General features: G+C 71.1%; 20 protein-coding genes. 15 read left to right on the plus strand and 5 right to left on the minus strand.

What is annotated here, in order from left to right; genetic code table 11:
- Positions 1-176: 176 nt before the first annotated feature.
- Positions 177-1,004: a L,D-transpeptidase family protein gene (locus tag ACZ4U1_RS23040; protein WP_467905549.1), complete on the minus strand. Its 828-nt coding sequence runs from the start codon at positions 1,002-1,004 to the stop codon at positions 177-179.
- Between the two features lie 79 nt (positions 1,005-1,083).
- Here ACZ4U1_RS23040 and ACZ4U1_RS23045 point away from each other — a divergent pair, with 79 nt between their 5' ends.
- A complete protein-coding gene (locus tag ACZ4U1_RS23045; RefSeq protein ID WP_467905550.1) occupies positions 1,084-2,664 on the plus strand; it encodes an acyl-CoA mutase large subunit family protein in 1,581 nt (526 codons plus the stop codon).
- Between the two features lie 41 nt (positions 2,665-2,705).
- Positions 2,706-3,356, plus strand: coding sequence for a leucine efflux protein LeuE (gene leuE, locus ACZ4U1_RS23050; protein WP_467905552.1), 651 nt, complete (start codon positions 2,706-2,708; stop codon positions 3,354-3,356).
- On the opposite strand, the gene ACZ4U1_RS23055 is transcribed toward leuE, so the two are convergent.
- Positions 3,353-4,735, minus strand: coding sequence for an FAD-dependent oxidoreductase (locus ACZ4U1_RS23055; protein WP_467905719.1), 1,383 nt, complete (start codon positions 4,733-4,735; stop codon positions 3,353-3,355). The genes leuE and ACZ4U1_RS23055 overlap by 4 nt on opposite strands.
- A 72-nt stretch (positions 4,736-4,807) precedes the next feature.
- On the opposite strand from ACZ4U1_RS23055, the gene ACZ4U1_RS23060 reads away from it, so the two are divergent.
- Positions 4,808-5,458, plus strand: coding sequence for a TetR/AcrR family transcriptional regulator C-terminal domain-containing protein (locus ACZ4U1_RS23060; protein ID WP_467905554.1), 651 nt, complete (start codon positions 4,808-4,810; stop codon positions 5,456-5,458).
- Here ACZ4U1_RS23060 and ACZ4U1_RS23065 read toward each other — a convergent pair.
- Positions 5,451-6,593 (minus strand): acyltransferase family protein, encoded by a 1,143-nt coding sequence (locus ACZ4U1_RS23065; protein ID WP_467905555.1) that lies wholly within the window; start codon positions 6,591-6,593, stop codon positions 5,451-5,453. The two genes, ACZ4U1_RS23060 and ACZ4U1_RS23065, sit on opposite strands and share 8 nt — an antisense overlap.
- Before the next feature lie 264 nt (positions 6,594-6,857).
- Between ACZ4U1_RS23065 and ACZ4U1_RS23070 the strand changes: the two genes are divergently transcribed.
- Both ACZ4U1_RS23070 and ACZ4U1_RS23075 read left to right on the plus strand, forming a co-directional pair.
- A complete protein-coding gene (locus ACZ4U1_RS23070; RefSeq protein ID WP_467905557.1) occupies positions 6,858-7,919 on the plus strand; it encodes a hypothetical protein in 1,062 nt (353 codons plus the stop codon).
- A gap of 14 nt (positions 7,920-7,933) precedes the next feature.
- A complete protein-coding gene (locus ACZ4U1_RS23075; protein ID WP_467905558.1) occupies positions 7,934-8,140 on the plus strand; it encodes a hypothetical protein in 207 nt (68 codons plus the stop codon).
- Between the two features lie 44 nt (positions 8,141-8,184).
- Here the strand turns inward: ACZ4U1_RS23075 and ACZ4U1_RS23080 are convergent, their stop codons facing one another.
- Entirely contained in the window at positions 8,185-9,519 is a 1,335-nt protein-coding gene (locus tag ACZ4U1_RS23080; protein WP_467905559.1) for a polysialyltransferase family glycosyltransferase, read from the minus strand.
- Entirely contained in the window at positions 9,516-10,493 is a 978-nt protein-coding gene (locus ACZ4U1_RS23085; RefSeq protein WP_467905560.1) for a glycosyltransferase family 2 protein, read from the minus strand. Before ACZ4U1_RS23085 ends, ACZ4U1_RS23080 begins: the two co-directional genes overlap by 4 nt.
- A 198-nt stretch (positions 10,494-10,691) precedes the next feature.
- On the opposite strand from ACZ4U1_RS23085, the gene ACZ4U1_RS23090 reads away from it, so the two are divergent.
- The 10 genes from ACZ4U1_RS23090 (at position 10,692) to ACZ4U1_RS23135 (ending at position 21,764) form a co-directional block, all read left to right on the plus strand.
- Positions 10,692-12,011 carry a DUF6716 putative glycosyltransferase gene (locus tag ACZ4U1_RS23090; protein ID WP_467905562.1) on the plus strand — a complete coding sequence of 440 codons (1,320 nt, stop codon included), beginning with the start codon at positions 10,692-10,694 and terminating at the stop codon, positions 12,009-12,011.
- Between the two features lie 23 nt (positions 12,012-12,034).
- Positions 12,035-13,258 carry a cytidylyltransferase domain-containing protein gene (locus tag ACZ4U1_RS23095; RefSeq protein ID WP_467905563.1) on the plus strand — a complete coding sequence of 408 codons (1,224 nt, stop codon included), beginning with the start codon at positions 12,035-12,037 and terminating at the stop codon, positions 13,256-13,258.
- A gap of 12 nt (positions 13,259-13,270) precedes the next feature.
- Positions 13,271-14,209 carry an N-acetylneuraminate synthase family protein gene (locus ACZ4U1_RS23100; RefSeq protein ID WP_467905565.1) on the plus strand — a complete coding sequence of 313 codons (939 nt, stop codon included), beginning with the start codon at positions 13,271-13,273 and terminating at the stop codon, positions 14,207-14,209.
- 35 nt (positions 14,210-14,244) lie between these two features.
- On the plus strand, positions 14,245-15,624 hold the full coding sequence (locus tag ACZ4U1_RS23105; RefSeq protein ID WP_467905567.1) for a hypothetical protein: 1,380 nt from the start codon (positions 14,245-14,247) through the stop codon (positions 15,622-15,624).
- Between the two features lie 139 nt (positions 15,625-15,763).
- Complete coding sequence (locus ACZ4U1_RS23110; protein WP_467905568.1) at positions 15,764-16,195, plus strand: hypothetical protein; 432 nt, start codon at positions 15,764-15,766, stop codon at positions 16,193-16,195.
- A 9-nt stretch (positions 16,196-16,204) separates the two neighbouring features.
- Positions 16,205-18,025: an alpha/beta hydrolase gene (locus ACZ4U1_RS23115; protein WP_467905570.1), complete on the plus strand. Its 1,821-nt coding sequence runs from the start codon at positions 16,205-16,207 to the stop codon at positions 18,023-18,025.
- A 15-nt stretch (positions 18,026-18,040) separates the two neighbouring features.
- Positions 18,041-18,571, plus strand: coding sequence for a hypothetical protein (locus ACZ4U1_RS23120; protein ID WP_467905571.1), 531 nt, complete (start codon positions 18,041-18,043; stop codon positions 18,569-18,571).
- A gap of 44 nt (positions 18,572-18,615) precedes the next feature.
- Complete coding sequence (locus ACZ4U1_RS23125) at positions 18,616-18,885, plus strand: hypothetical protein (protein WP_467905572.1); 270 nt, start codon at positions 18,616-18,618, stop codon at positions 18,883-18,885.
- A gap of 301 nt (positions 18,886-19,186) precedes the next feature.
- On the plus strand, positions 19,187-20,431 hold the full coding sequence (locus ACZ4U1_RS23130) for an amidohydrolase (protein ID WP_467905574.1): 1,245 nt from the start codon (positions 19,187-19,189) through the stop codon (positions 20,429-20,431).
- 277 nt (positions 20,432-20,708) lie between these two features.
- On the plus strand, positions 20,709-21,764 hold the full coding sequence (locus ACZ4U1_RS23135; RefSeq protein ID WP_467905576.1) for a BMP family lipoprotein: 1,056 nt from the start codon (positions 20,709-20,711) through the stop codon (positions 21,762-21,764).
- Positions 21,765-21,804: the final 40 nt, after the last annotated feature.

Raw genomic sequence — 21,804 nt, forward strand, 5'->3', positions numbered from 1 at the left:
GAAATCCGTGGGCAGGTGTGGAGTGGGATTGCGCCCGGCTGCCCCGCCCCCTTCCCCTCGCCCCCCCCCCCCCCCCCCCCCCCCCCCCCCCCCCCACCCCCCCGCCCCCCCCCCCCCCCCCCCCCCCCCCCCCCCCCCCCCGCCCCGCAAGACCTCCCCGCGGTCCCACCGCGGCCTCACCAGTGGACGACGACCTTGTCGCCGACCCTCACCTGAGCGAACAGCCGAGCGATCGCCGTCTCGTCCCGCACGTTCACGCAGCCGTGCGAACCGCCCGCGTAACCGCGCGCCGCGAAGTCGTACGAGTAGTGCACCGCCTGGCCACCGCTGAAGAACATCGCGTACGGCATCGGCGAGTCATAGAGGGTCGACACATGGTGCCGTGACTTCCAGTAGACGCGGAACACACCTTCGCGGGTCGGGGTGTACTGCGCGCCGAAGCGCACCGCCATCGTGGACAGGGTCCGCCCGTCGACCATCCAGCGCAGCGTCCGGCTGGTCTTGCTGATGCACAGCACCCGCCCGGTCAGACAGCGCGGATCCGGGGCGTCGGCCGGCTGACCGCCCATCTGATACAGCTCCCACCTGCCCGGCGCACGCGTCATCGCCACCAGCCGCTGCCAGGTGACGGCGTCGGTCGCGCCGGTCCGCGGCAGCCCGCGCTTGCCCTGGAAGCCCTTGACCGCCCGCTCCGTCAGCTCGCCGTACGACCCCGTCGGGCCGACGGCCAGCCAGGCCAGCTGACGCAGCCGCGCCTGGAGTTCCCGCACGCCGGGCCCGCTGTCCCCACGCGACCACAGCACCCGCGGCGCGGGCGCCGCGGGCGCCGGCGGGGTGGCGGGAGTCGTCCGGGCCGGCTGCGGGGCACGACTGGCCGGCACCTGCACCTGGGCCGGCAGTCCGCGCTTGCCGTCGGCGCCCGCCGGCTGCACGGTGCACCCGCAGAGCGCGGCGAGCGCGGCGGCAGAGGCGAGCAGGACGGCAGATCTCCGCGGGATCCTCATGCCCAGGATGCTTCCCCGCGTGACCGGCGCCGAACTACGGGGCATGGTGAGGAGTGACGCCCCTACCGCGGAGGCACTCATGGCACGTGAGTCGGAGTCGGGCCTGCCCATCGAGCCGGTCTACGGGCCGGCCGACCTCACCGGCTGGGACCCGGACCGGAAGCTCGGCGAACCGGGCGCGTACCCGTTCACGCGCGGGGTGTACCCGAGCATGTACACCGGCCGCCCGTGGACCATGCGCCAGTACGCGGGCTTCGGCACGGCGGCGGAGTCCAACGCCCGCTACCGGCAGCTCATCGCCCACGGCACCACCGGCCTGTCCGTCGCCTTCGACCTGCCCACGCAGATGGGCCACGACTCCGACGCGCCCCTCGCGCACGGCGAGGTCGGCAAGGTGGGCGTGGCGATCGACTCGGTCGAGGACATGCGGGTGCTGTTCGGCGGCATCCCGCTGGACCAGGTTTCCACGTCCATGACGATCAACGCGCCCGCGGCGCTGCTGCTCCTCCTGTACCAGCTGGTGGCGGAGGAACAGGGGGTCCCGGCGGACCGCCTGACCGGCACGATCCAGAACGACGTGCTGAAGGAGTACATCGCCCGGGGCACGTACATCTTCCCGCCCAAGCCCTCCCTGCGGCTGACCGCGGACATCTTCCGGTACTGCACCGCCGAGATCCCGAAGTGGAACACGATCTCGATCTCCGGGTACCACATGGCGGAGGCGGGCGCGTCCCCTGTCCAGGAGATCGCCTTCACCCTCGCCGACGGCATCGAGTACGTCCGTACGGCGGTGGCGGCGGGGATGTCCGTGGACGACTTCGCGCCCCGCCTGTCCTTCTTCTTCGTGGCCCGTACGACCCTGCTGGAGGAGGTCGCCAAGTTCCGCGCCGCCCGCAGGATCTGGGCGCGGGTGATGAGGGAGGAGTTCGGTGCCCGCAACCCCAAGTCGCTGATGCTCCGCTTCCACACCCAGACGGCGGGCGTGCAACTGACGGCCCAGCAGCCGGAGGTGAACCTGGTCCGGGTCGCCGTCCAGGCCCTGGCCGCGGTCCTCGGCGGCACCCAGTCCCTGCACACCAACTCCTTCGACGAGGCCATCGCGCTCCCCACGGACAAGAGCGCGCGGCTGGCGCTGCGGACGCAGCAGGTACTCGTGCACGAGACGGACGTCACGGCGACCGTGGACCCCTTCGCCGGTTCCTACGCGGTCGAGCGGATGACGGACGAGGTGGAGGAGGCCGCGGTCGACCTCATGCGGAGGGTGGAGGACCTGGGCGGGGCGGTCGCGGCGATCGAGCGGGGCTTCCAGAAGGCGGAGATCGAGCGGAACGCGTACCGGATCGCGCAGGAGACGGACGCCGGGCAGCGGGTGGTGGTGGGCGTCAACCGCTTCCGGCTGGACGAGGAGGAGCCGTACGAACCGCTCCGCGTGGACCCGGCGATCGAGGCCCGACAGGCGGAACGCCTGGCCGAGCTGCGGGCCGCGCGGGACCAGGGGGCGGTGACCGCAGCCCTGGACGCGCTGAAGAAGGCGGCGGAGGGCGAGGACAACGTGCTGTACCCGATGAAGGAGGCGCTGCGGGCGCGGGCGACGGTGGGGGAGGTGTGCGGTGCCCTTCGGGGGGTGTGGGGTGCGTACGAGCCGTCGGAGGTGTTCTGAGCCGGTGACCGGGTGTCGTACCCCCGTGCGACACTCCTCCCATGTTCGGCGTCATCGATCTCCCCACCTACCTCGCGGGCCTGATCCTGATCATCCTGCTGCCCGGCCCCAACTCCCTCTACGTCCTCTCCGTGGCCGCCCGCCGTGGCGTGCGCGCCGGTTACACCGCCGCCGCCGGTGTGTGGTGCGGGGACACCGTGCTGATGACGCTGTCCGCCGCCGGTGTCGCCTCGCTGCTCCAGGGGAACGCGCTGCTGTTCGGGATCGTGAAGTACGCCGGTGCCGGATACCTGAGCTGGCTGGCGATCGGGATGCTGCGGAGCGCCTGGCAGATGTGGCGGACCCGGCGGGAGCGGGCCGCCGAGGACGCCGCGCCCACCGAGGGCACCGACGAGCGGCCCTTCCGCCGTGCCTTCGTCGTCAGCCTCTTCAACCCCAAGGCGATTCTGTTCTTCGTCGCCTTCTTCGTGCAGTTCGTGGACCCGGGCTACGCCTACCCGGCCCTCTCCTTCGTCGTCCTCGGCGCCTTGGCCCAGCTCGCCAGCTGTCTGTATCTCAGCGCCCTGATATTCGGCGGCACGCGGCTGGCCGCGGCCTTCCGCCGGCGCAAGCGGCTGTCGGCCACGGCCACGTCGGCGGCGGGGGCGCTGTTCCTGGGGTTCGCGGTCAAGCTGTCGCTCGCCTCGGCCTAGGGCTTCGTGAAAGCGCCCGTGCGTTCCGCGTACTCCCGCAGGCCCTCTGCCGTCCTTCCCGCCCAGCCCACATAGCCGTCCGGGCGGATCAGGAAGACGCCCTCGCCGTACGACTCCGGAGCCGTGGGGAGTGAGCGCAGGCCCGGCAGCACCGCGCCCAGCAGCGTCCAGTGCGGCCCCCGGAACGCGTCGAAGAGGCGTGTGCCGGCCACCGTGCCGTCGGGGGCACGGTCGCCCGCCCGCACCGGGCCGGTGACCGTACGCGTCTCCACGCTCAGGGAGGACTCCGCGTACCCGAGGCCGAGCTGCACCGTCGCCCTGCCCCGCCGCACCTCCCCCCGGTGCACCCCCGTCGACAGCTCCAGCATGGCCGCCGCGTTCGCGCGCCGCTCCTCCTCGTAGGTGTCCAGCAGGGCTTCCGGTGCTCCGGCCCGCAGTACCGCGCCCAGCTTCCAGCCCAGGTTGTAGGCGTCCTGCACGCTGGTGTTCAGGCCCTGCGCGCCGGCCGGCGAGTGCACGTGCGCCGCGTCGCCGGCGAGGAACACCCGGCCCGCCCGGAACCGGTCCGCCAGGGCGGCACGCGGGCGGAAGTCGGACGCCCAGCGCACTTCGGTCACGTCCTCGGGGCGCAGGTGCGTGTAGTGCGCGACCAGCTTGCGGATGCCGTCGGGGGACAGGTCCGGTTCCTCGCCCTCGCCGAGGCGTGCCTGGAGCTGGAAGTCCTCCGTGCCGGCCAGCGGGCACAGCCCGACGGCGCCGCCGTCCTCTCCCGGGAAGGCGTGCCAGTAGTCCCGGTCCAGACCCGTCAGCCGCAGGTCCGCCACCACGAACGGCGCCGGGTCCACCGTCTCGCCCGCCAGGCGGACACCCAGGGCGCGCCGGACCGTCGAGCGTCCGCCGTCGGCGGCGACCACGTACCGCGCGCGGACCGTCGTACCGTCGGCGAATCCCACGGTCACGCCGTCCGCGTCCGGCGACAGGGCCGTCACCTCCCGCCCGAAGGCGACCCGCCCGCCCAGTTCCGCCAGCCGCGCGTACAGCACCTCCTGGGTCCGCCACTGCGGGATCATCCGCGGATCGGGGTACGGCGTGCCCTCGTCCGCCTCCACCTTCTCGAACATCGACTGCTCGCCCTGCCGTACGCCGTCCTTCCAGACCATCCGGTGGGGATAGGTCCCGCTCGCCGCCAGGATCGCGTCCACCACGCCGAGGTCGTCGAAGACCTCCAGGGTGCGCGGCTGGAGGCCCTTGCCGCGCGATCCGGGGAAGAGGCCGTCGGCGCGCTCCACCACCAGGGCGTCCACGCCGCGTCGGGCCAGGTCGACGCCGAGGGTGAGACCGGTCGGACCCGCGCCCACGATCAGAACATCCACGACAATTCTCCTTAACGCCGTTAAGTACCGTCGCTCACGAGCATGTCCTTAACAGCGTTAAGGTGTCAAGCTGTCGGCGTGAGCACGGAACGTAGGGCGCCCCTGGACCGCAAGCGGGTCGCCGACACGGCGCTGCGGCTGCTGAACGAGGTCGGCCTGGAGGGGCTGACCCTGCGCGCCATCGCCAGGGAGCTGGACGTCAAGGCGCCCGCCCTGTACTGGCACTTCAAGGACAAGCAGGCGCTGCTGGACGAGATGGCGACGGAGATGTACCGGCGGATGCTCGCCGGTGCGGCGCTCGACCCCGCCGACACCTGGCAGGAGCGGCTGCTGAAGACCAACCGCGGACTGCGGGCCGCCCTGCTCGGCTACCGGGACGGCGCCAAGGTCTTCAGCGGCTCGCGTTTCACGGGCACGGACCACGCACCCGCCCTGGAGGCGAACCTGCGGCTGCTGACGGCGGCGGGGTTCACGCTCGCCCAGGCCGTCGACGCGGGCCGGACGGCGAACATGTACACCCTCGGCTTCGTCACCGAGGAGCAGGGCGTGCGCCCCCTCGGCGGCGAGCCCCGGGAGGGGTTCGAGGTGGAGGAACGCGCCCGCCGCCTGGCCGGCTTCCCGCTCGCGGCCGAGGTCGGGAAGCTGCTCTTCGACGACTACGACCGGCAGTTCGAGGAGGGACTCGCGGTCGTGGTCGCGGGCATCGGGGCGCGGTACGGGATCAGCTGAGGGCGGGTGGTCCCGGCGTACGGGCCGTCTTCAGGGCCCTCTTCAGACGGGGGCCGAACGGTTTCTCCACGTACCGGTGGACCAGCCAGGCCGACAGCAGCATGGCCGCCACGGTCACGGCGAGCGTGGGCCACGGCGGCAGGCCGAGCCCCCGGTGCAGGACCCGGATGACGAACCAGCCCAGGTGCTCGTGGACCAGGTAGAACGGGTACGTCAGCGCGCCGGCCGTGACCAGCCAGGGCCAGGAGGCCCAGCGGGTCCAGCCCACCGCCACCGCGGCCACGGCGGCGAAGGCCAGGGTCACGACGGCGATGATGACGTACGGGCTGCGGTGGAAGTCGCCCTGGGCGCCGGCGTGCCACAGGCTCTGTGTGGCGGTGCTCTGCCCGAGCAGCCAGGACACCGTGACGATGCCCCACAGCAGCAGGTCGCCGCCGAAGCGGTGGATCAGGTACAGGGCCAGGCCGCCGACGAAGAAGGGCGCGTACTCGGGCATGACCAGCTGGTCGGTGAGGGCGTTGCCGGAGGTGCGGCACACCACCGCCGCCAGGGTCCACACGCAGCAGAAGAGCACGACCCGGCGGTAGGTGACACCCCGTAGGACGACGCACAGGGCGAACAGGGCGTAGAAGCGGACCTCGGCCCAGAGCGTCCAGCACACGCCCAGGACCCGGGGCGCGCCCATCGGCTGCTGCAGCATCGTCAGGTTCACCAGGAACTCGTCCGGGCGGACCGGGTGGACGACCGCGGGCAGGGCGACGGCCGCCGCGGTGACCAGGACCAGGGCGACCCAGTAGGCGGGGTAGAGGCGGGCCACCCGGGAGCGGAAGAAGTCGCCGAGGGTGCGGCCCCAACTGCTCATGCAGATCACGAAACCGCTGATGACGAAGAAGAACTGCACGCCAAGACAGCCGTAGACGGCCGCCTGGGACAGGGTCGGGAAGACCTTGGCCGGGGACTGGTGCCAGGAGGCGGAGACCGGGCCGCCGCGTCCGGCGTAGTGGTAGAGGCAGACCATCAGCGCGGCCACGAGCCGCAGACCGTCCAGGGCGAGCAGGCGGCCCCGGCGCTCGGGGGCCGCTGACCGGGTGGGGGGAGCGGGAACGGCGGCAAGAGTGGGGGAGGAAGCAGACATGGTGGTCGGCGCCTACCCGCAGTCGCGTTGATCATCTCGTTGTTCTGTGTGAAAGTCTCCGGCTCCGAGCGGCCGTTTTCAGCGGCACCTGGGCGAATCACAGAAATGACTTGGTTGACAAGCTGACGATTCGTCCGCCGGCCCACGTTCGTTAACCTGTACGTCGTTTTACCTTCCTAGTTTCTCCATCCACCCCCACGCTTCGTAAAACGCATGGCAATTCGGCTGCAAGCCTGGATATGCCTGGCAAAAAACAGGAGAGCTATGACAAGGGTGCAAGCCCGGCGGACACCGGTGCGTGGCGGGGAGCTGGACGACTGCCTGCGCGCCTGTGCCGTGCACAGCGGCAAACTCGTCGGCAGCCTGGACCGCCGCCGCACCGAACTGGCCGAGCAGCTCCGCAAGTTGCTCGTGGCGGTCAGCACCACCGGCGCCACCGCCCCCGCGCCCGCCCCGGCCGGCGGCCCGACCGCCCTGCTCAAGCGGGCCGTGAAGGGCACCGCCACCCCCTCCGGCGGGATCCCCGGCGAACTGCTGGACGCCCTGCTCGCCGTCGGCAACAAGGCCCTGGAATGCGGCTACGACGACGAACTGCACCTCGCCCTGCGCATCGGCGACACCGTCCTCGCCCAGCGGAAGAACTCCCGGGCCGGCTGGCGGCTGCGCGCCCGCGTCCTGGAGGCCCTCGGGGAGGAACACGAGGCCGTCGCGGCCTACGAGCGCTACCTGGAACTGACCGCCGAGGACGGCTTCGGCGTCGCCGCCCGCGTCACCGGACTGCGCCGGGCCGCGGAGCGCGAACGTGAACTGCTCGACCTGCTGAGCCGCCGGTGCCCGCGCGCCGCCGACTTCGCCGCCGGGCCCGCCACCGACGTCTGGGCCGAGGGGCTCGCCCTGCACGCCCTCGGCGACTGGGCGGCGGCCGAACCCCGCCTGGTCGGCGCGCTGCTCGCGCTCGCCGGCGATCAGGCGCCGGTCGCCGACCGGCAGGAACTCCTCAGCCAGTACCTGGACCTGCGGACCGGCATCCCCGGCACCGACCTCGGCGAGGTCGTCGCCCTCTACGCCGAGCAGCGCCGCGTCCGGATGCGCGGACCCGTCGCCGACCCCACGATCGGCGGGGTCCGCTGGATCAGCCTCGGCGAGTTCCGCAACCAGATCGCCGGCAAGAGCATCTGTCTGGTCGCCAACTCCGGGCGCGTCGGCGAGAGCGCGATGGGCTCCGAGATCGACGCTACGACCTCGTCGTGCGCTGGACGACGAGCGGATCGCCTTCGACCTGCGCCGCGAGCACGGCATCTGTCGGCACGCCCATCATCAGCCTGATCTCCCACCCGAAGATGGCGTACTTCCTGAGCGACATCGAACGCCCCGAGTGGGGTGTGTCGGTGCACGAGCGGAACCTGGGCGCGGTCCTCACCGAGCGGGCCCTGCACATCCTCGACCACCACAGCCGGACCGTCGCCGACGTGCACGACCGGCAGCAGCTGCTGTGGAAGGTCACGGAGAAGAACGCGGCCAGGATCCGGGGGATCCTCGGCCGGTAGGAGCCGGGGGCGGGCCCCCTTCGGGCCCGCCCCCGTCCCAGTGGTCAGCGCCGTACCGCCCTGCGCAGGTTGCGCGCCTTGCGCGCCACCCGGCGGACCGTCGCGTTGCGCGGGATGAACCCCAGCTGGGCCGGCACCCCGCCGGGCAGCGCCAGCGAGGTCAGCCGCTTGCGCTTGAAGTAGCGCCGGGTGCGGTCGTCCAGGTTCCCCGCCAGCCAGGCCTCGGCCTCCGCGCGCAGCCTCGGCAGGATCTTCGGCTGCATCGCGAAGCCCACCGCGCGCACCAGCGCGCCCAGCGTCTCCACGTCCGTGCCCTGCCGCTGCTCGGCGACGGCCGCCCGGTCGGTCAGCTCCGGCAGCAGCGCGTCCACGAGGGTGACCGGGATCCGGTTGCTGTTCTCGTACGGCGTCAGCCGCTCCAGCAGCAGCTCGGTGCCCACCCGGGCGACGGGCAGGCCGTACAGCGTGGACGCGGTGAGCAGGGCGGTGGAGAAGCAGCCGACGACCAGCGCGGGACGCATCCGCTGGTACAGCACCTCCGCGAGCACCGGCGTGTCCAGCACGGTCAGCTCGACCTTCAGCTTCTCCGCCTCCTGCTCCAGCGAGCGGGTGAAGCGGGCCGGCGCGGACGGGTGCGGCTTGAACACCACCTTCGTGTGACCGAGGGCGGCCGCGCCCTTCAGCATCCGCACGTGCAGGTTCTCCTCCTGCTCGGCGGTGAGGATGTCCAGCGCGGACAGGTACTGGCCGAGCAGCAGCGCGGGCTCCTCGACGGCCGGAAGCTCGTCGCCGAGCGGGGCGAGTTCGGCGAGGACCTTGGTGAAGGCGGGCGTCGGCACGATCTCGCCGGCCACCCCGAACTCGCTGAGCAGCAGCGGCTTCAGACCCGGCACCAGGTCCAGGTGGAGGACCCGGTCCACGCGGGTGCCGACCAGCGGGTCGATCTTGTTGCGGGTGGGGCCGTAGCTCATCAGCCCGTCGGCGTAGACGGTGACCGGAGCGCCGGTGAAGATCTGCGCGAGCGCCAGCGACGGGTTCACCTGGATCGACTCGACGGCCAGCTCGACGTCGTCGGTGCCGAGCCCCCACTCGTGGCGCAAGTACCGCTCCCACAGCGGCAGGTCGTCGCCGCGGGGCGCCCAGCCGCCGGGGTGGAACGGGAAGATCGCCTCGTTGTACGACACCACGTCGTCGAACCGGTCGCGCAGCCGCTCGAACCCGGGCATCCCGTCCAGCGCGGGCGTGGTCTCGGGCGTGGCCGCGTTGTTGCAGACCAGCAGGATCCGCCGGTCGGCGGGGCGGAAGCAGCCGGAGTCCAGGGCGGCGGCGAGCGTGGCCGTGCCGTACAGCGTCGACGCCTGGAAGATCTGGGTGGTCACGCGGCGACCCCCGCGGCGGCGGGGCGGCGGCGCAGCCGGCGCAGCCGGGTGGCGCGCTGGAGGTCCATGGAGTCCAGCGCCTCGTCCAGCACGTCCTGCGGCATGCGCCGCAGGGCCGCGGCACTCAGGGATTTCAGTTTCTTCGCCACCGCCGGCTCGAACCTTTCGATGGATCCCAGATGGTGGGAAATGATCGCGCAATAGGTGCGGACGGCCTTCGGCAGCAGGACGCCGGCGTCCCGGTCCGCCGCGGTTTCCGCGATGACCTGGTCGAACGCCCGGATGAAATCCAGCTGCCGCACATCGCCGATCTGGGTGAGCGACGAGGCGACCCCGCGCCGGTAGAACACACCGAGCAGGCTCACCGCGGCGAAGGACTCCGCCTCCCGGTGCAGCTTCCAGATCCACGGCCGGTCCTCGGCCGTGCGCAGCCCGTCGGTGAAGTGCAGCACCCCCTTGTCCAGCAGCCGGCGGTGGTAGACGCCGGCCCACGCGTAGGCGTAGTCCACCGAGGTGGACCGGTCGGCGGGCAGGATCGCCTCGCGCGGGTCCAGCACCGTGTTCCGCCGGCCCACCGGCACCCGGTGCACACTGCGCGAACGGGCCGTGCACTGCACATGGTCGGTGCGCAGGAAGTCGCAGCCCAGCTCCTCGGCGGCGGCGAGCAGCTTCGGGAAGTAGCCGGGGGCGAGCCAGTCGTCGCCGTCCAGAAAAGTCAGGTACTCGCCGCGCGCCCGGTCGATACCGGTGTTGCGCGCGGTCGCCAGCCCTCCGTTCTGCTCGTGCCGGACGAACACCGCACCCGGCAACTCGCGCTCCGCACGCGCGAGAATCTCTGGCGTCCCGTCGCGGGAACAGTCGTCGACGAGAATGAATTCGAAGTCTTCACGCGCGTTCGACTTCAGGCTCCTGAGCGTGTCGGGCGCGTATTGCTGCACGTTGTAGAACGGCACGATGACGGAGAGCTTGACCACGTCAGGGACGTTAGGGCGCGGCCCGTCATTCGTCTTGACGGCCTGCTTGATACCGGGTGAACGACACGTGGCGAAGCTGTGAACCAGGCTGTTTTCCGCCGCGTTCACGGCCCGATTCGCCATTCGGCGGTGTGCTGTTAACCGTTTGTTGGATTCTGGTTGGGCGGAACCTCGGAATCGCTTCCTAGCGTCTCCGGCGTGCCAGCAAGTGCAACGAAGTCCCTGCGGGTCGCCGTCCTCGCGGACTCCGACACCCGGTGGAAGTGGGGCGCGCTCACCGCGCGGCGACTCACTCCCGCGGCTGCCGAGGTCCGGCTCGACGGCTACCTCCTGCGTGGACGCGCCACCCCGACCCCCCGCCAGCTCGAGGAAGTAGGCGTCCGGGCCGACTCCCTGCGCGAGGTCACCGGCGTCGAGTTCCTCCGCGCGATGAGCGGAGCCGCCGAGAACCAGTACGACGTGCTCGTCCTCGCCCTGGTCGGCGGCGGTGTCCAGGCGATGCTGCACGGGCTGCGCGCCGCCTGGGGCTCCGGAAGGCGTCCCGTGGTCGTCACCGGCTACGTCGGCGTCGTCTACGAGAAGCTCGCCGACGGGCTGCTGCTGCGGCACGGCGCTGACCTCGTCCTCGCCAACTCCCGCCACGACGCGGACCGGTTCCGGGCCGTGTACGAGGGGGTCGGCGCGGACGCCTCCTCGGTCACCGAGGTCGCCCTGCCCTTCCTGGGCGGAGCGCCCTACACCGGCGAACACGAGCCCTGCACCGTGGTGTTCGCGGCCCAGCCGTCGGTGCCGGACAACCGCCGGGACCGCACCTACCTGCTGAACCGCCTCATCGAGCACGCCCGGAAGCACCCCGAGCGGGAGGTGCTGCTCAAGCTGCGCTCCAAGCCCGGCGAGCACACCACCCACATCGAGGAGCTGCCGTACCAGAAGCTGGCCCAGGGCACCGACCTGCCGGCCAACTTCCGGCTGGTGTACGGGCACATGGGCGAGGTACTGGACCGCACCGACCTGCTGGTCACGGTCAGCTCCACGGCCGCGCTGGAAGCCCTGCACCGCCGTATCCCGACGGCCGTCCTCACCGACCTCGGGGTCCGTGAGGCGCTCGGCAACCACCACTTCACCGGCTCCGGCTGCCTCGCCTCCTGGGACCAGCTCGACGCCGGGCACCGGCCGGTGCCGGACGAGGAATGGGTGGCCCGGCAGGGCGTGGCCGCCGACGGTTCGTACGCCACCGCGTTCGACGCGGCCCGCGAACGCATCGCCAAGCTGCTGGACCGGCCCGGCGGCCTGCCGCCCCTGACGCCCTACTACACCCCCGAGACCGCGCCCGGCTATCTGCCCGGCATCCTCGCCCGCCACCACCTCGGCCCCGACGGCGTCCCGCTGCCCGGCGCGCCCGCCGCCGACAAGGCGCCCGGCCCCGTCCGGCAGATCGTGCGCCGGGCCGCGCGCGGCGCCTACCGGCACGGCGTCCAGCGCGTCGCCCCCGTGATCCGGCGGATGGGCGAGCTGTGACCTCACTCCAAGGAGTAGACCCCATGTCCCACTCGGAAGCGGGCCCAGGCACTTCGCTCCGCCGGGTGCTCGCGGTGATCCCCGCGCGCGGCGGCTCCAAGGGCGTCCCCGCGAAGAACCTCGCCCCCGTGGGCGGTGTCCCGCTGGTGGCGCGCGCGGTCCGCGAGTGCCGGGCGACCCGGCTGGTGACCGACGTCGTCGTGTCCACCGACGACCAGGCCATCGCCGCCGCCGCCCGGGAGGCCGGCGCCGAGGTCGTGCTGCGGCCCGCCGCCATCGCCGGGGACACCGCCACCTCCGAGGCCGCGGTGCTGCACGCCATGGACACCCACGAGACGCTGCACGGCGCCCCCGTCGACGTCGTCCTGCTCGTGCAGTGCACCAGCCCCTTCCTGGTCCGTGAGGACATCGACGCGGTGGCCGCCGCGGTCGCCGAGAACGGCGCCGACACCGCCGTCACGGTGGCCCCCTTCCACGGCTTCGTCTGGCGGGAAGCCGAGGGCGGGGGCGGGGCGGGCGTCAACCACGACAAGTCCTACCGCCCGCGCCGCCAGGACCGCCCCCAGGACTTCCTGGAGACCGGCGCCGCCTACGCGATGGACGCGGCCGGCTTCCGCGAGCACCTGCACCGCTTCTTCGGCCGCACCGAGCTGGTCCGCACCGACCCGGCCCGGGTGCTGGAGATCGACGACCCGCACGACCTGGCGCGGGCCCGCGCCCTGGCTCCGCTGTTCGACGCGGACCGCCCCGGCTCGCTCCCCTCCTACGACGACATCGACGCCGTAGTACTGGACTTCGACGGCACCCAGACCGACGACCGGGTGCTGATCGACTCCGACGGACGGGAGTTCGTCGCCGTGCACCGCGGCGACGGGCTCGGCATCGCGGCCCTCCGCAGGAGCGGGCTGAAGCTGCTGATCCTGTCCACGGAACAGAACCCTGTGGTCGCCGCCCGCGCCCGGAAGCTGAAGCTTCCCGTGCTGCACGGCATCGACCGCAAGGACCTCGCGCTGAAGCAGTGGTGCGAGGAGCAGGGCATCGCGCCGGAGCGCGTGCTCTACGTCGGCAACGACGTCAACGACCTCCCGTGCTTCGCCCTCGTCGGCTGGCCCGTGGCGGTCGCGAGCGCTCACGACGTCGTACGCGGCGCCGCACGCGCGGTCACCACCGTCCCCGGCGGTGACGGCGCGATCCGAGAGATCGCCAGCTGGATCCTCGGCCCCTCTCTCGATTCCCTCCCCAAGTAAGGACACCCCCTGATGAGCACCAACTCCCGTCTGCGCACCTTCGGTTCGCGCGAGGTCGGCCCCGGCAAGCCCGTCTACATCTGCGGCGAGATCGGCATCAACCACAACGGTGAGCTGGAGAACGCCTTCAAGCTGATCGACGTCGCCGCCGAGGCCGGCTGCGACGCCGTCAAGTTCCAGAAGCGCACCCCCGAGATCTGCACCCCGCGCGACCAGTGGGACATCGAGCGCGACACGCCCTGGGGCCGGATGACCTACATCGACTACCGCCACCGGGTGGAGTTCGGCGAGGACGAGTACCGCCAGATCGACGCGTACTGCAAGGAGAAGGGGATCGACTGGTTCGCCTCCCCGTGGGACACCGAGGCCGTCGCCTTCCTGGAGAAGTTCGACGTGCCCGCCCACAAGGTGGCCTCCGCCTCCCTGACCGACGACGAGCTGCTGCGCGCCCTGCGCGCCACGGGCCGCTCGGTCATCCTGTCCACCGGCATGTCGACGCCGAAGCAGATCCGCCACGCGGTCGAGGTCCTCGGCTCCGACAACATCCTGATGTGCCACGCGACGTCGACGTACCCGGCCAAGGCCGAGGAGCTGAACCTCCGCGTGATCAACACGCTGGAGAAGGAGTACCCGAACGTCCCGATCGGCTACTCCGGCCACGAGACCGGCCTGCAGACGACCTTGGCGGCGGTCGCGCTGGGTGCTGTGTTCGTGGAGCGCCACATCACCCTGGACCGCGCCATGTGGGGCTCCGACCAGGCCGCCTCCGTGGAGCCGCAGGGCCTTCAGCGCCTGGTCCGCGACATCCGCACCATCGAGGCCTCCCTCGGCGACGGCGTCAAGAAGGTCTACGACTCCGAGCTGGGCCCGATGAAGAAGCTGCGCCGGGTCGCGGGCGTCGTCGCCGAGGCGGAGATCGCCGCGGCGGCGGGCGAGCCGGTCTCGGTGTGAATCCAGGTCACTTACGACGGGACGGTCGTACGCCGATGAGCCCCCGCGCCGGTCGGACCGGCCACCCTGCCCGCACGCTCGCCTTCGTGGAGAGCCCGGTACAGCTGCTGAACGTACTGGAGTGGGCCCACCTGCACGGGTTGCGCGGCCCCGCCGAGCCGGGGCGGGGGCCGGGCGTGCCTGGTCCTGCCGTGTCCGGCCCGGCCGGGTCCGGCGCGGCCGGGTCCGACGGGGGCGTGTCGCCGGAGCGGCGCGGGCACGGGGGAGCACCGGCCGTCCCGCCGGGTGAGGGGGAGGACGGGGGCTCGGTCACCGCCTCCGCCTCCGTCTCCCTTCCCGCGCAGGCCCGGCGGACCCCGGGCGGCACGGCGTCGGACGGCTCGGCGTCGGACGGCTCGGCGTTGCACGGCTCGGCGTCGGACGGCTCGGCGTCGGCCGGCACACCGGCGGCCGGTGGGGAGCTGACCCTCGTCGTCCTGTCCCCGACCGACCCCATGACCCGGGGCCAGCTGCGCCGCATGGCCGACCTGGCCCGGGACGAGGGGTACCGGGTGCGCTGGGAGGAGGCGCGGGGCGGCACGACCGCGCCCTTCCACACCATCGGCGGCCTGGCGGGTTCCCTCCGCCGGGCCGACCGCATCGTGATGGGGGACCCGTTCTCCCGCTACGTACAGCTCCTGCTGACCATCACCCGCGCCCGCGACCTCGTGGTCGTCGACGACGGCACGGCGACGATGGAGTTCGTCGCCCAGCTGGCCCGCGGCGAACGCCTGGTCCGCTGGCACCGCAAGGGCGGCCGCCCCGGCGCCCGCGATCTCCTCTTCGCCCCGGTCTCCTCCTCCGCCCGCCGCCGCCTCACCCCGGCGGCGGGACGCAGGGTGGAGGTCTTCTCCTCCATGCCCGTGACCGAGACCCCGGACGGAGTGACGGTCACCGCCAACGACTTCGCCTGGACCCGCGCCCGTTTCGGCCCGCCGCGCATCACCCAGAGCGCCGACCTGGTCGGCACCTCCCTGGTGGAGACCGGGGTCGTGGACGGCGACCGCTACGTGGAGGCCGTCCGCAGCCTGGCCAAGGCCCACGGCGCCACCCGCTACTTCGCGCACCGCCGCGAGAGCACCGACAAACTCCACCGCCTCGCCACGGAGACGGGCCTGGAGATAGTCCGCCCGGACCTCCCCCTGGAACTGATCGCCCGCCGCGGCCCCATCGGCCGGACGATCCTCAGCTTCCCCTCCACGGTCGTCCACACCCTCCCGCTGGCCCTCGTCGGCACGGGCGTCCGCGTGGCGGTCTGCGACATCGACCCGGCCTGGCTCACCGACACCGCCTCCCCGCGCGCCCAGGGCTTCCTGTCCGGAGTGACCGGCACGGCCCGCGACGTCCACCGGCTGGCGGCGGTGAGCCCGGTGTAGCCGTCACCGCCGCAGGCATGAGTACGGATACTCAGGCGCCGTGCGATCACACCCCAGTACGGTTTTTTCACCTGGCGCACGGAACCTGCACGAGACGGCGGAAGACCGCCGGAAACGGGGAACGGGGAGGACATCACGCATGGCGTGGGACGAGTGGGAGCAGTTAAAGGCGGACGCCTCGGCCCGCGGCTCCACCCGGATGCAGCTGAACCACGTCCCGTCGGATCCGGGCGGCCTGAAATCGGACAAGAAGGCCTGGACGAAGGCCGGCGAGGACACCAAGGGCCTCCAGGACGACATCGGCAAGGCCCTGGGCAAGCTGGACAGCGGGCAGGCGGGGCTGGGGGACACCTCGGGTGTGCAGTCCGCGGCGGCGCAGCAGGAGCTGTACGAGTCCTGGAAGAAGTACGTCGGTGACGTCAAGGGCCGGTGCGGGGAGCTGGGCGGCCTCATGGAGCGGTCCGGGCACGACCTCGCGATGTCCGACGGCGATGTGAAGGCGGAGCTGGACAAGATCAAGGGGAAGTACCACGACACCGAGGCCGTCGGCGGCCAGGCGAAGGGCCGGTGACGGGCGTTCATGGACATCGCGACGCTGAAGGCCCTGAAACCCTCCGAGTACGAGGAGGCGGCCGACGGGTACCGGGCCACGAGCGACATGGCGAGCACCGCCAAGGACACGGTGGAGAACCAGATCTCCGCCGGTATCCGCAACCAGCTCAAGGGCGAGGCGGCCGACGCGGCCCTGCGCGAACTGAAGGAGCTGGGCAAGAACTTCCACTACATCCAGACCGAGTGCGCGCTGGCCAGTACGGCGCTGAACGGCTTCGCGTACGACATGGCGGCGGCCAAGCGGAAGCTGGAGGCGGCCCTGGAGGACGCCAAGGCGGCCGGGTGCACGGTCGGCGCCGACGGCTCGGTGTCGTTCCCGGCCGGCGGCAAGGAGGTCGACGGCAAGGTGCCCGAGGGCGGCACGGTGTCCGCCTCGACCAGCTCGACGGATGCGACGGCGAACGCGATCGAGCAGCAGGCCATCCACCAGCACCCGAACCCGAACTTCGGCAAGGCCATCGGGTTCGCCAACCGCATCGGCGACGCCCTGAAGGAGGCCGCGGACGCGGACGCCAAGTGGGCGCCGAAGCTGCGCGCGCTGAAGGCCGACGACGACCTGGTGGTGTCCGACCGGGACTGGTCCGACGCCAAGTCCGACCAGGACGGGGTGAGCGAGGCGGGCAAGAAGTACCTGGACTCCCTGCCGCAGCCGCCCAAGGACGGCAGCCCGAAGGACAACGCGGCCTGGTGGAAGGGGCTCACCGACGAGGAGCGCGCGGCCTGGGTCTCCCTCCGCCCCGACAGCGTCGGCAAGCTCGACGGCCTCCCCTCCACGGTCCGCGACGAGGCCAACCGCATCGTCCTGGACGAAACCCGGGCCCGCTACCAGCTGGAACTCAACTCCATCCCGAAACCGCCGGCCAACGAGTGGACCTACATCGCCAGCAACGGCTGGGCGTCCAAGGTGCACACCGACGAATGGATGGAGTGGAACAGGAAGTACGGCGACCGGTACGACCACCTCACCAAGTCGCTCCACGGCATGAACAAGATCCAGGAGCGCTTCGACAAGACCGGCGAGCATGGGCTTCCCGAGGCCTACCTCCTGGGATTCAGCGCCGATGACGACGGCCGCGCGATCGTGGCCAACGGAAACCCGGACACCGCGGACCACCAGGCCGTCTACGTACCCGGTACGACCTCGGACCTGAACAGTATCGAGGGCAACATCAACCGGATGGTCGATCTCTGGCACCGGGCCGACAACGAGGCCGATGGCAAGACCGTCTCCACGATCACCTGGCTGGGCTACGACGCGCCGGACGAGGTCGTCAAGGACGCGCGGCACGACAGCTACGCATACGGCGGAGCGCCGGCGTTCAACAAGTTCCTTGACGGGCTGGAGACGTCACACTCGGGTGATACGCCAGCCCACCGGACCGTGATCGGCCATTCGTACGGATCGACCGTCATCGGTGCCGCGGCCCAGAAGGGGACCCTCAACGCCGACGACGTCGTCTTCGCGGGCAGCCCCGGCGTCCTGGTGTCCGGCGCCGACGAGATGGACGTCCCCAAGGGACATGTGTGGAACGAGGAGGGCGGCTCGGACCCGGTTCCGGAGCTCGGCCGCTCCTTCCTCGGCGGGGACGGCACCATCATCCCGAGCGACCCGGACTTCGGCGCCAATCAGATGACGACGAACACCCATGGGCACGGCGGGTACTGGAAGCCCGGCTCCCAGAGCCTGTTGAACCAGGCGTTGGTCGTTGTCGGGAGGAGCGACGACGTGGAGCTGAAGCCCTCGTACGGTCCCTTCGGGCCGCCCGGCTCCTGGGACCGTGTGAAGTAGGAGAGACTCCCTGACGTGAAGATCAAGCTGGGCGTCCTTGCGGTCGCCATGCCCCTTGCGCTCACCACTCTGACCGGATGCAGCATGACTGACGAAGAGTCCGACGACGTTACGTACGCCGGCACCAGCACCTCCAGCGACGCCGCCGACGCGTTGGAGAAGATATCCAGCGGTATCTACGACCTGATCGGCGTCAAGGGTGAGGCGTCCGACAGCCGCGCGGGCGTGGAAGAGTGCGAGGGCAAAGACCGGGACACGTACTTCAAGGTCTTTCACCCGTGGAGCTTCTACCCCGCGTCGCCGGGTGATCTCGACGACGCCATGCAGCATCTCAAGGACAGACTGCCGAAGCACGGCTGGAAGATCGTGGAGTACGGCCCGGACACCAGCAAGAACAAGAACATCGTCCTGGTCGCCGACAACGACGAGAAGAAGGCCGGCGTGCGCATCGCGAAGATGCCGAAGAGGGAGCGGCCCAAGCTCAGCCTGACCGTCGTCTCCGGTTGCTACAAGGTGCCCGAGGGTCAGAAGGTCGAGTACTTCTAGCGCTGGTTCCTGGGACCGTGTGAAGCAGGAGAGACATCTCTGACGTGAAGATCAAGCCGGGCGTCCTCGCCGTCGCCGTGGCCCTTGCGCTCACCACCCTCCCCGGATGCGGCTCGACCGACGACGACTCCGGCAGCCCCTCCGTCGGCACGAGTACGTCGAGGCGCGCCACGGTGACGGAGTGTTCCGGTAAGGACCCGGACACGTACTTCCGGGTCCTCCACCCGTGGAGCTTCACCCCGGCGTCCCCCGGTGACCTCGAGCTGGCCAGTGTGCACGTCATCCAGATGGCGAAGGACAACCGCCGATGCTGAGCGTGGACGTCATCTCCGGCTGCTACCAGGTCCCGGACGGCCAGGAGGTCGAGCACTTCTAGCCCCGGGGCGGACAGGACCTGCCGGAACCGGGCCCGTGGTGGTCCGGTTCCTGGACATCGCGCGCGTGATCCCGGCGAGGCATGGTATGCGTGGAGGAGGAAAAGAGAGGTTTTACCCACCAGAGTTCGCCGCCATGCGTCCGCCGGTCAGATTTTCTTCCCCTAACGGGCTGAACTTTTGTTGATCGAGGGGTAGTTGACCACCCGGGCGTCCTACCCTTCAGAGGGTGAAGCAATTGATGTCCCTAGAGTCCGAGGCCGGCCTCCCGGGGGATGTGCTCCCCGGCGTGCTGAGCGAGTCCCTGCACGCCGAACTCGTCGCCTTCCGTCGCGACCTGCACATGCATCCGGAGCTGGGCAACCAGGAGTTCCGTACCACCGCCGCGATCAAGGAGCGGCTGGAGCAGGCCGGGCTCAGGCCCCGCGTGCTCAGCACCGGAACCGGACTCGTCTGTGACATCGGGCTCGCGGAGGGCGAGCACCCCGAGCACCTCTCCGTACCGCTGCTCGCGCTGCGCGCCGACATCGACGCCCTGCCCATCCCGGACGCCAAGACCGACTGCCCGTACCGGTCGACCGTGCCCGACCGGGCGCACGCCTGCGGTCACGACGTGCACACCACCGTCGTGCTCGGCACCGGGCTCGTCCTCGCCGACCTGCACGCCAAGGGCCTGCTGCCCCGCCCGGTGCGGCTGCTCTTCCAGCCCGCCGAGGAGGTGCTGCCCGGCGGCGCCCTGGACGCCATCGAGGACGGCGTGCTGACCGGGGTCGGCCGGATGCTCGCCGTGCACTGCGACCCCAGGGTGGAGGCCGGGAAGATCGGGCTGCGGCACGGGCCGATCACCAGCGCCTGCGACCGTGTGGAGATCGCGCTCGACGGCCCCGGCGGGCACACCGCCCGCCCGCACCTCACCACCGACCTGGTCACCGCCGCCGCCCGGGTCGCGATCGACGTCCCCGCGGTGGTCGCCCGCCGGGTCGACACCCGCGCCGGTCTCGCCGTCACCTGGGGCCGGATCGAGTCGGGCCACGCCCCGAACGTGATCCCGCAGCACGCCGAGCTGTCCGGGACCGTGCGCTGCCTGGACCTGGACGCCTGGCGGCAGGCCCCCGACATCGTGCACGCGGCCATCGACGAGGTCGCCACCCTGCACCGGGCCAAGTCCGAGATCACCTACATGCGCGGGGTGCCGCCGGTCGTCAACGACCGGGAGTCCACCGAGCTGCTGCGCCGGGCCATGGTCGCCCGGCGCGGAATGAAGTCCGTCGAGAGCACCGAGCAGAGCCTCGGCGGCGAGGACTTCTCCTGGTACCTGGAGCAGGTGCCGGGTGCGCTGGCCCGGCTCGGGGTGCGCCGGCCCGGCGAGCGCACGGTGCGCGATCTCCACCAGGGGGATTTCGACGCCGACGAGCACGCGATCACGGTCGGCGTGGAGCTGTTCACGGCCGCCGCGTTCCTGGAGCGCAACGGGGCACAGAGCTGAGCGGACGGCCCCTCGGGGCCGTTCCCCTGTCCGGCGCAACACGGATGCAAGCCATTCGTGCACTGTCCGCAACAGCGGTGTGAGAAGCGTCAGAGTCCGAGTTCAGGCAGTGTTTGCCTCGAATCGATAACGGCTTCGCGAGAGGGTTTTTTGCGACATCTACGCGCGTTACGATGCCGCGAAGCCGACGCCGATGGGGGCGTCTCGGCCGGAGCACTGACATGGTGCTCACATCAAGCGCCTACATGGCGCTCAGGTCAGGTGAAGGAGCCTTCCCGTGCGCCGGGTAGCCAAGCTTTCCGCTGCGTGTATCGCGTCCGCAGCTCTCGCACTGACTGCCACTGCCTGTGGCAGCACCTCCTCCGACAACGACAGCGGCTCGACCTCCACGGGCGGCGGCAAGGGCGTCAAGGTCGGTCTCGCCTTCGACGTCGGCGGCCGTGGTGACCGCTCCTTCAACGACTCCGCCGCGCGCGGTGCCGACAGGGCCAAGAAGGAGTTCGGCGGCGAGATCAAGGAGCTGACCGCGAAGACCTCGGACACCGAGGCCGACCGTGAGCAGCGCCTGTCGGACCTGGCCGAGGCGGGCTACAACCCGATCATCGGTGTCGGCTACGCCTACGCCGCCTCCATGACCAAGGTCGCCGCGAAGTACCCGAAGACCAGCTTCGGCATCGTCGACTCGGTGGTGAACGGCAAGAACGTCGACAGCATCACCTTCACCGAGGAGCAGGGCTCCTACCTGGCCGGTGTCGCCGCCGCCCTGAAGACCAAGTCGAACCACGTCGGCTTCATCGGCGGTGTCGACGTCCCGCTGATCAAGAAGTTCGAGGCGGGCTTCGTCCAGGGTGTCAAGGACACCAACAAGAAGATCAAGGTCGACACGCAGTACCTGTCGCACGGCTCGGACACCTCCGGCTTCGCCAGCCCCGACAAGGGCAAGGAGGCCGCGCAGGGCATGCTCGACAACGGCGCGGACGTCGTCTACACGGCGGCCGGCTCCTCCGGCAACGGCGCGATCGAGGCCGTCAACGGCAAGAAGGGCGCCTGGGCCATCGGCGTCGACTCGGACCAGTACAACATCCCGGGTCTGGCCAAGTACAAGAACTCGATCCTGACCTCCATGGTCAAGAACGTCGACGTCGGTGTGTACGACTTCGTGAAGTCGGTCCACGACGCCAAGCCGCTGACCGGCACCAACACCTACTCGCTCGCCAAGAACGGTGTCTCGCTGTCCACCAGCGGCGGCTTCATCGACGACATCCAGGCCAAGCTGGACGCCGCGAAGAAGAAGATCGTCGACGGCTCGATCAAGGTCAAGACCACCCCGTGACCTGACGGGTCCCGTCGGACCCAGGCTCGGCGCGGGGGCG

This window comes from Streptomyces sp. NPDC028928 (assembly GCF_055564915.1).

What these genes read in the sequence shown, in the direction of transcription:
- ACZ4U1_RS23065 (WP_467905555.1), bottom strand. Translation starts at nt 6,593, where the DNA reads ATGTCTGCTTCCTCCCCCACTCTTGCCGCCGTTCCCGCTCCCCCCACC.
- ACZ4U1_RS23115 (WP_467905570.1), top strand. Translation starts at nt 16,205, where the DNA reads ATGGACATCGCGACGCTGAAGGCCCTGAAACCCTCCGAGTACGAGGAG.
- ACZ4U1_RS23100 (WP_467905565.1), top strand. Translation starts at nt 13,271, where the DNA reads ATGAGCACCAACTCCCGTCTGCGCACCTTCGGTTCGCGCGAGGTCGGC.
- ACZ4U1_RS23130 (WP_467905574.1), top strand. Translation starts at nt 19,187, where the DNA reads ATGTCCCTAGAGTCCGAGGCCGGCCTCCCGGGGGATGTGCTCCCCGGC.
- leuE (WP_467905552.1), top strand. Translation starts at nt 2,706, where the DNA reads ATGTTCGGCGTCATCGATCTCCCCACCTACCTCGCGGGCCTGATCCTG.
- ACZ4U1_RS23040 (WP_467905549.1), bottom strand. Translation starts at nt 1,004, where the DNA reads ATGAGGATCCCGCGGAGATCTGCCGTCCTGCTCGCCTCTGCCGCCGCG.
- ACZ4U1_RS23110 (WP_467905568.1), top strand. Translation starts at nt 15,764, where the DNA reads ATGGCGTGGGACGAGTGGGAGCAGTTAAAGGCGGACGCCTCGGCCCGC.
- ACZ4U1_RS23045 (WP_467905550.1), top strand. Translation starts at nt 1,084, where the DNA reads ATGGCACGTGAGTCGGAGTCGGGCCTGCCCATCGAGCCGGTCTACGGG.
- ACZ4U1_RS23095 (WP_467905563.1), top strand. Translation starts at nt 12,035, where the DNA reads ATGTCCCACTCGGAAGCGGGCCCAGGCACTTCGCTCCGCCGGGTGCTC.
- ACZ4U1_RS23105 (WP_467905567.1), top strand. Translation starts at nt 14,245, where the DNA reads ATGAGCCCCCGCGCCGGTCGGACCGGCCACCCTGCCCGCACGCTCGCC.
- ACZ4U1_RS23070 (WP_467905557.1), top strand. Translation starts at nt 6,858, where the DNA reads ATGACAAGGGTGCAAGCCCGGCGGACACCGGTGCGTGGCGGGGAGCTG.
- ACZ4U1_RS23075 (WP_467905558.1), top strand. Translation starts at nt 7,934, where the DNA reads ATGGCGTACTTCCTGAGCGACATCGAACGCCCCGAGTGGGGTGTGTCG.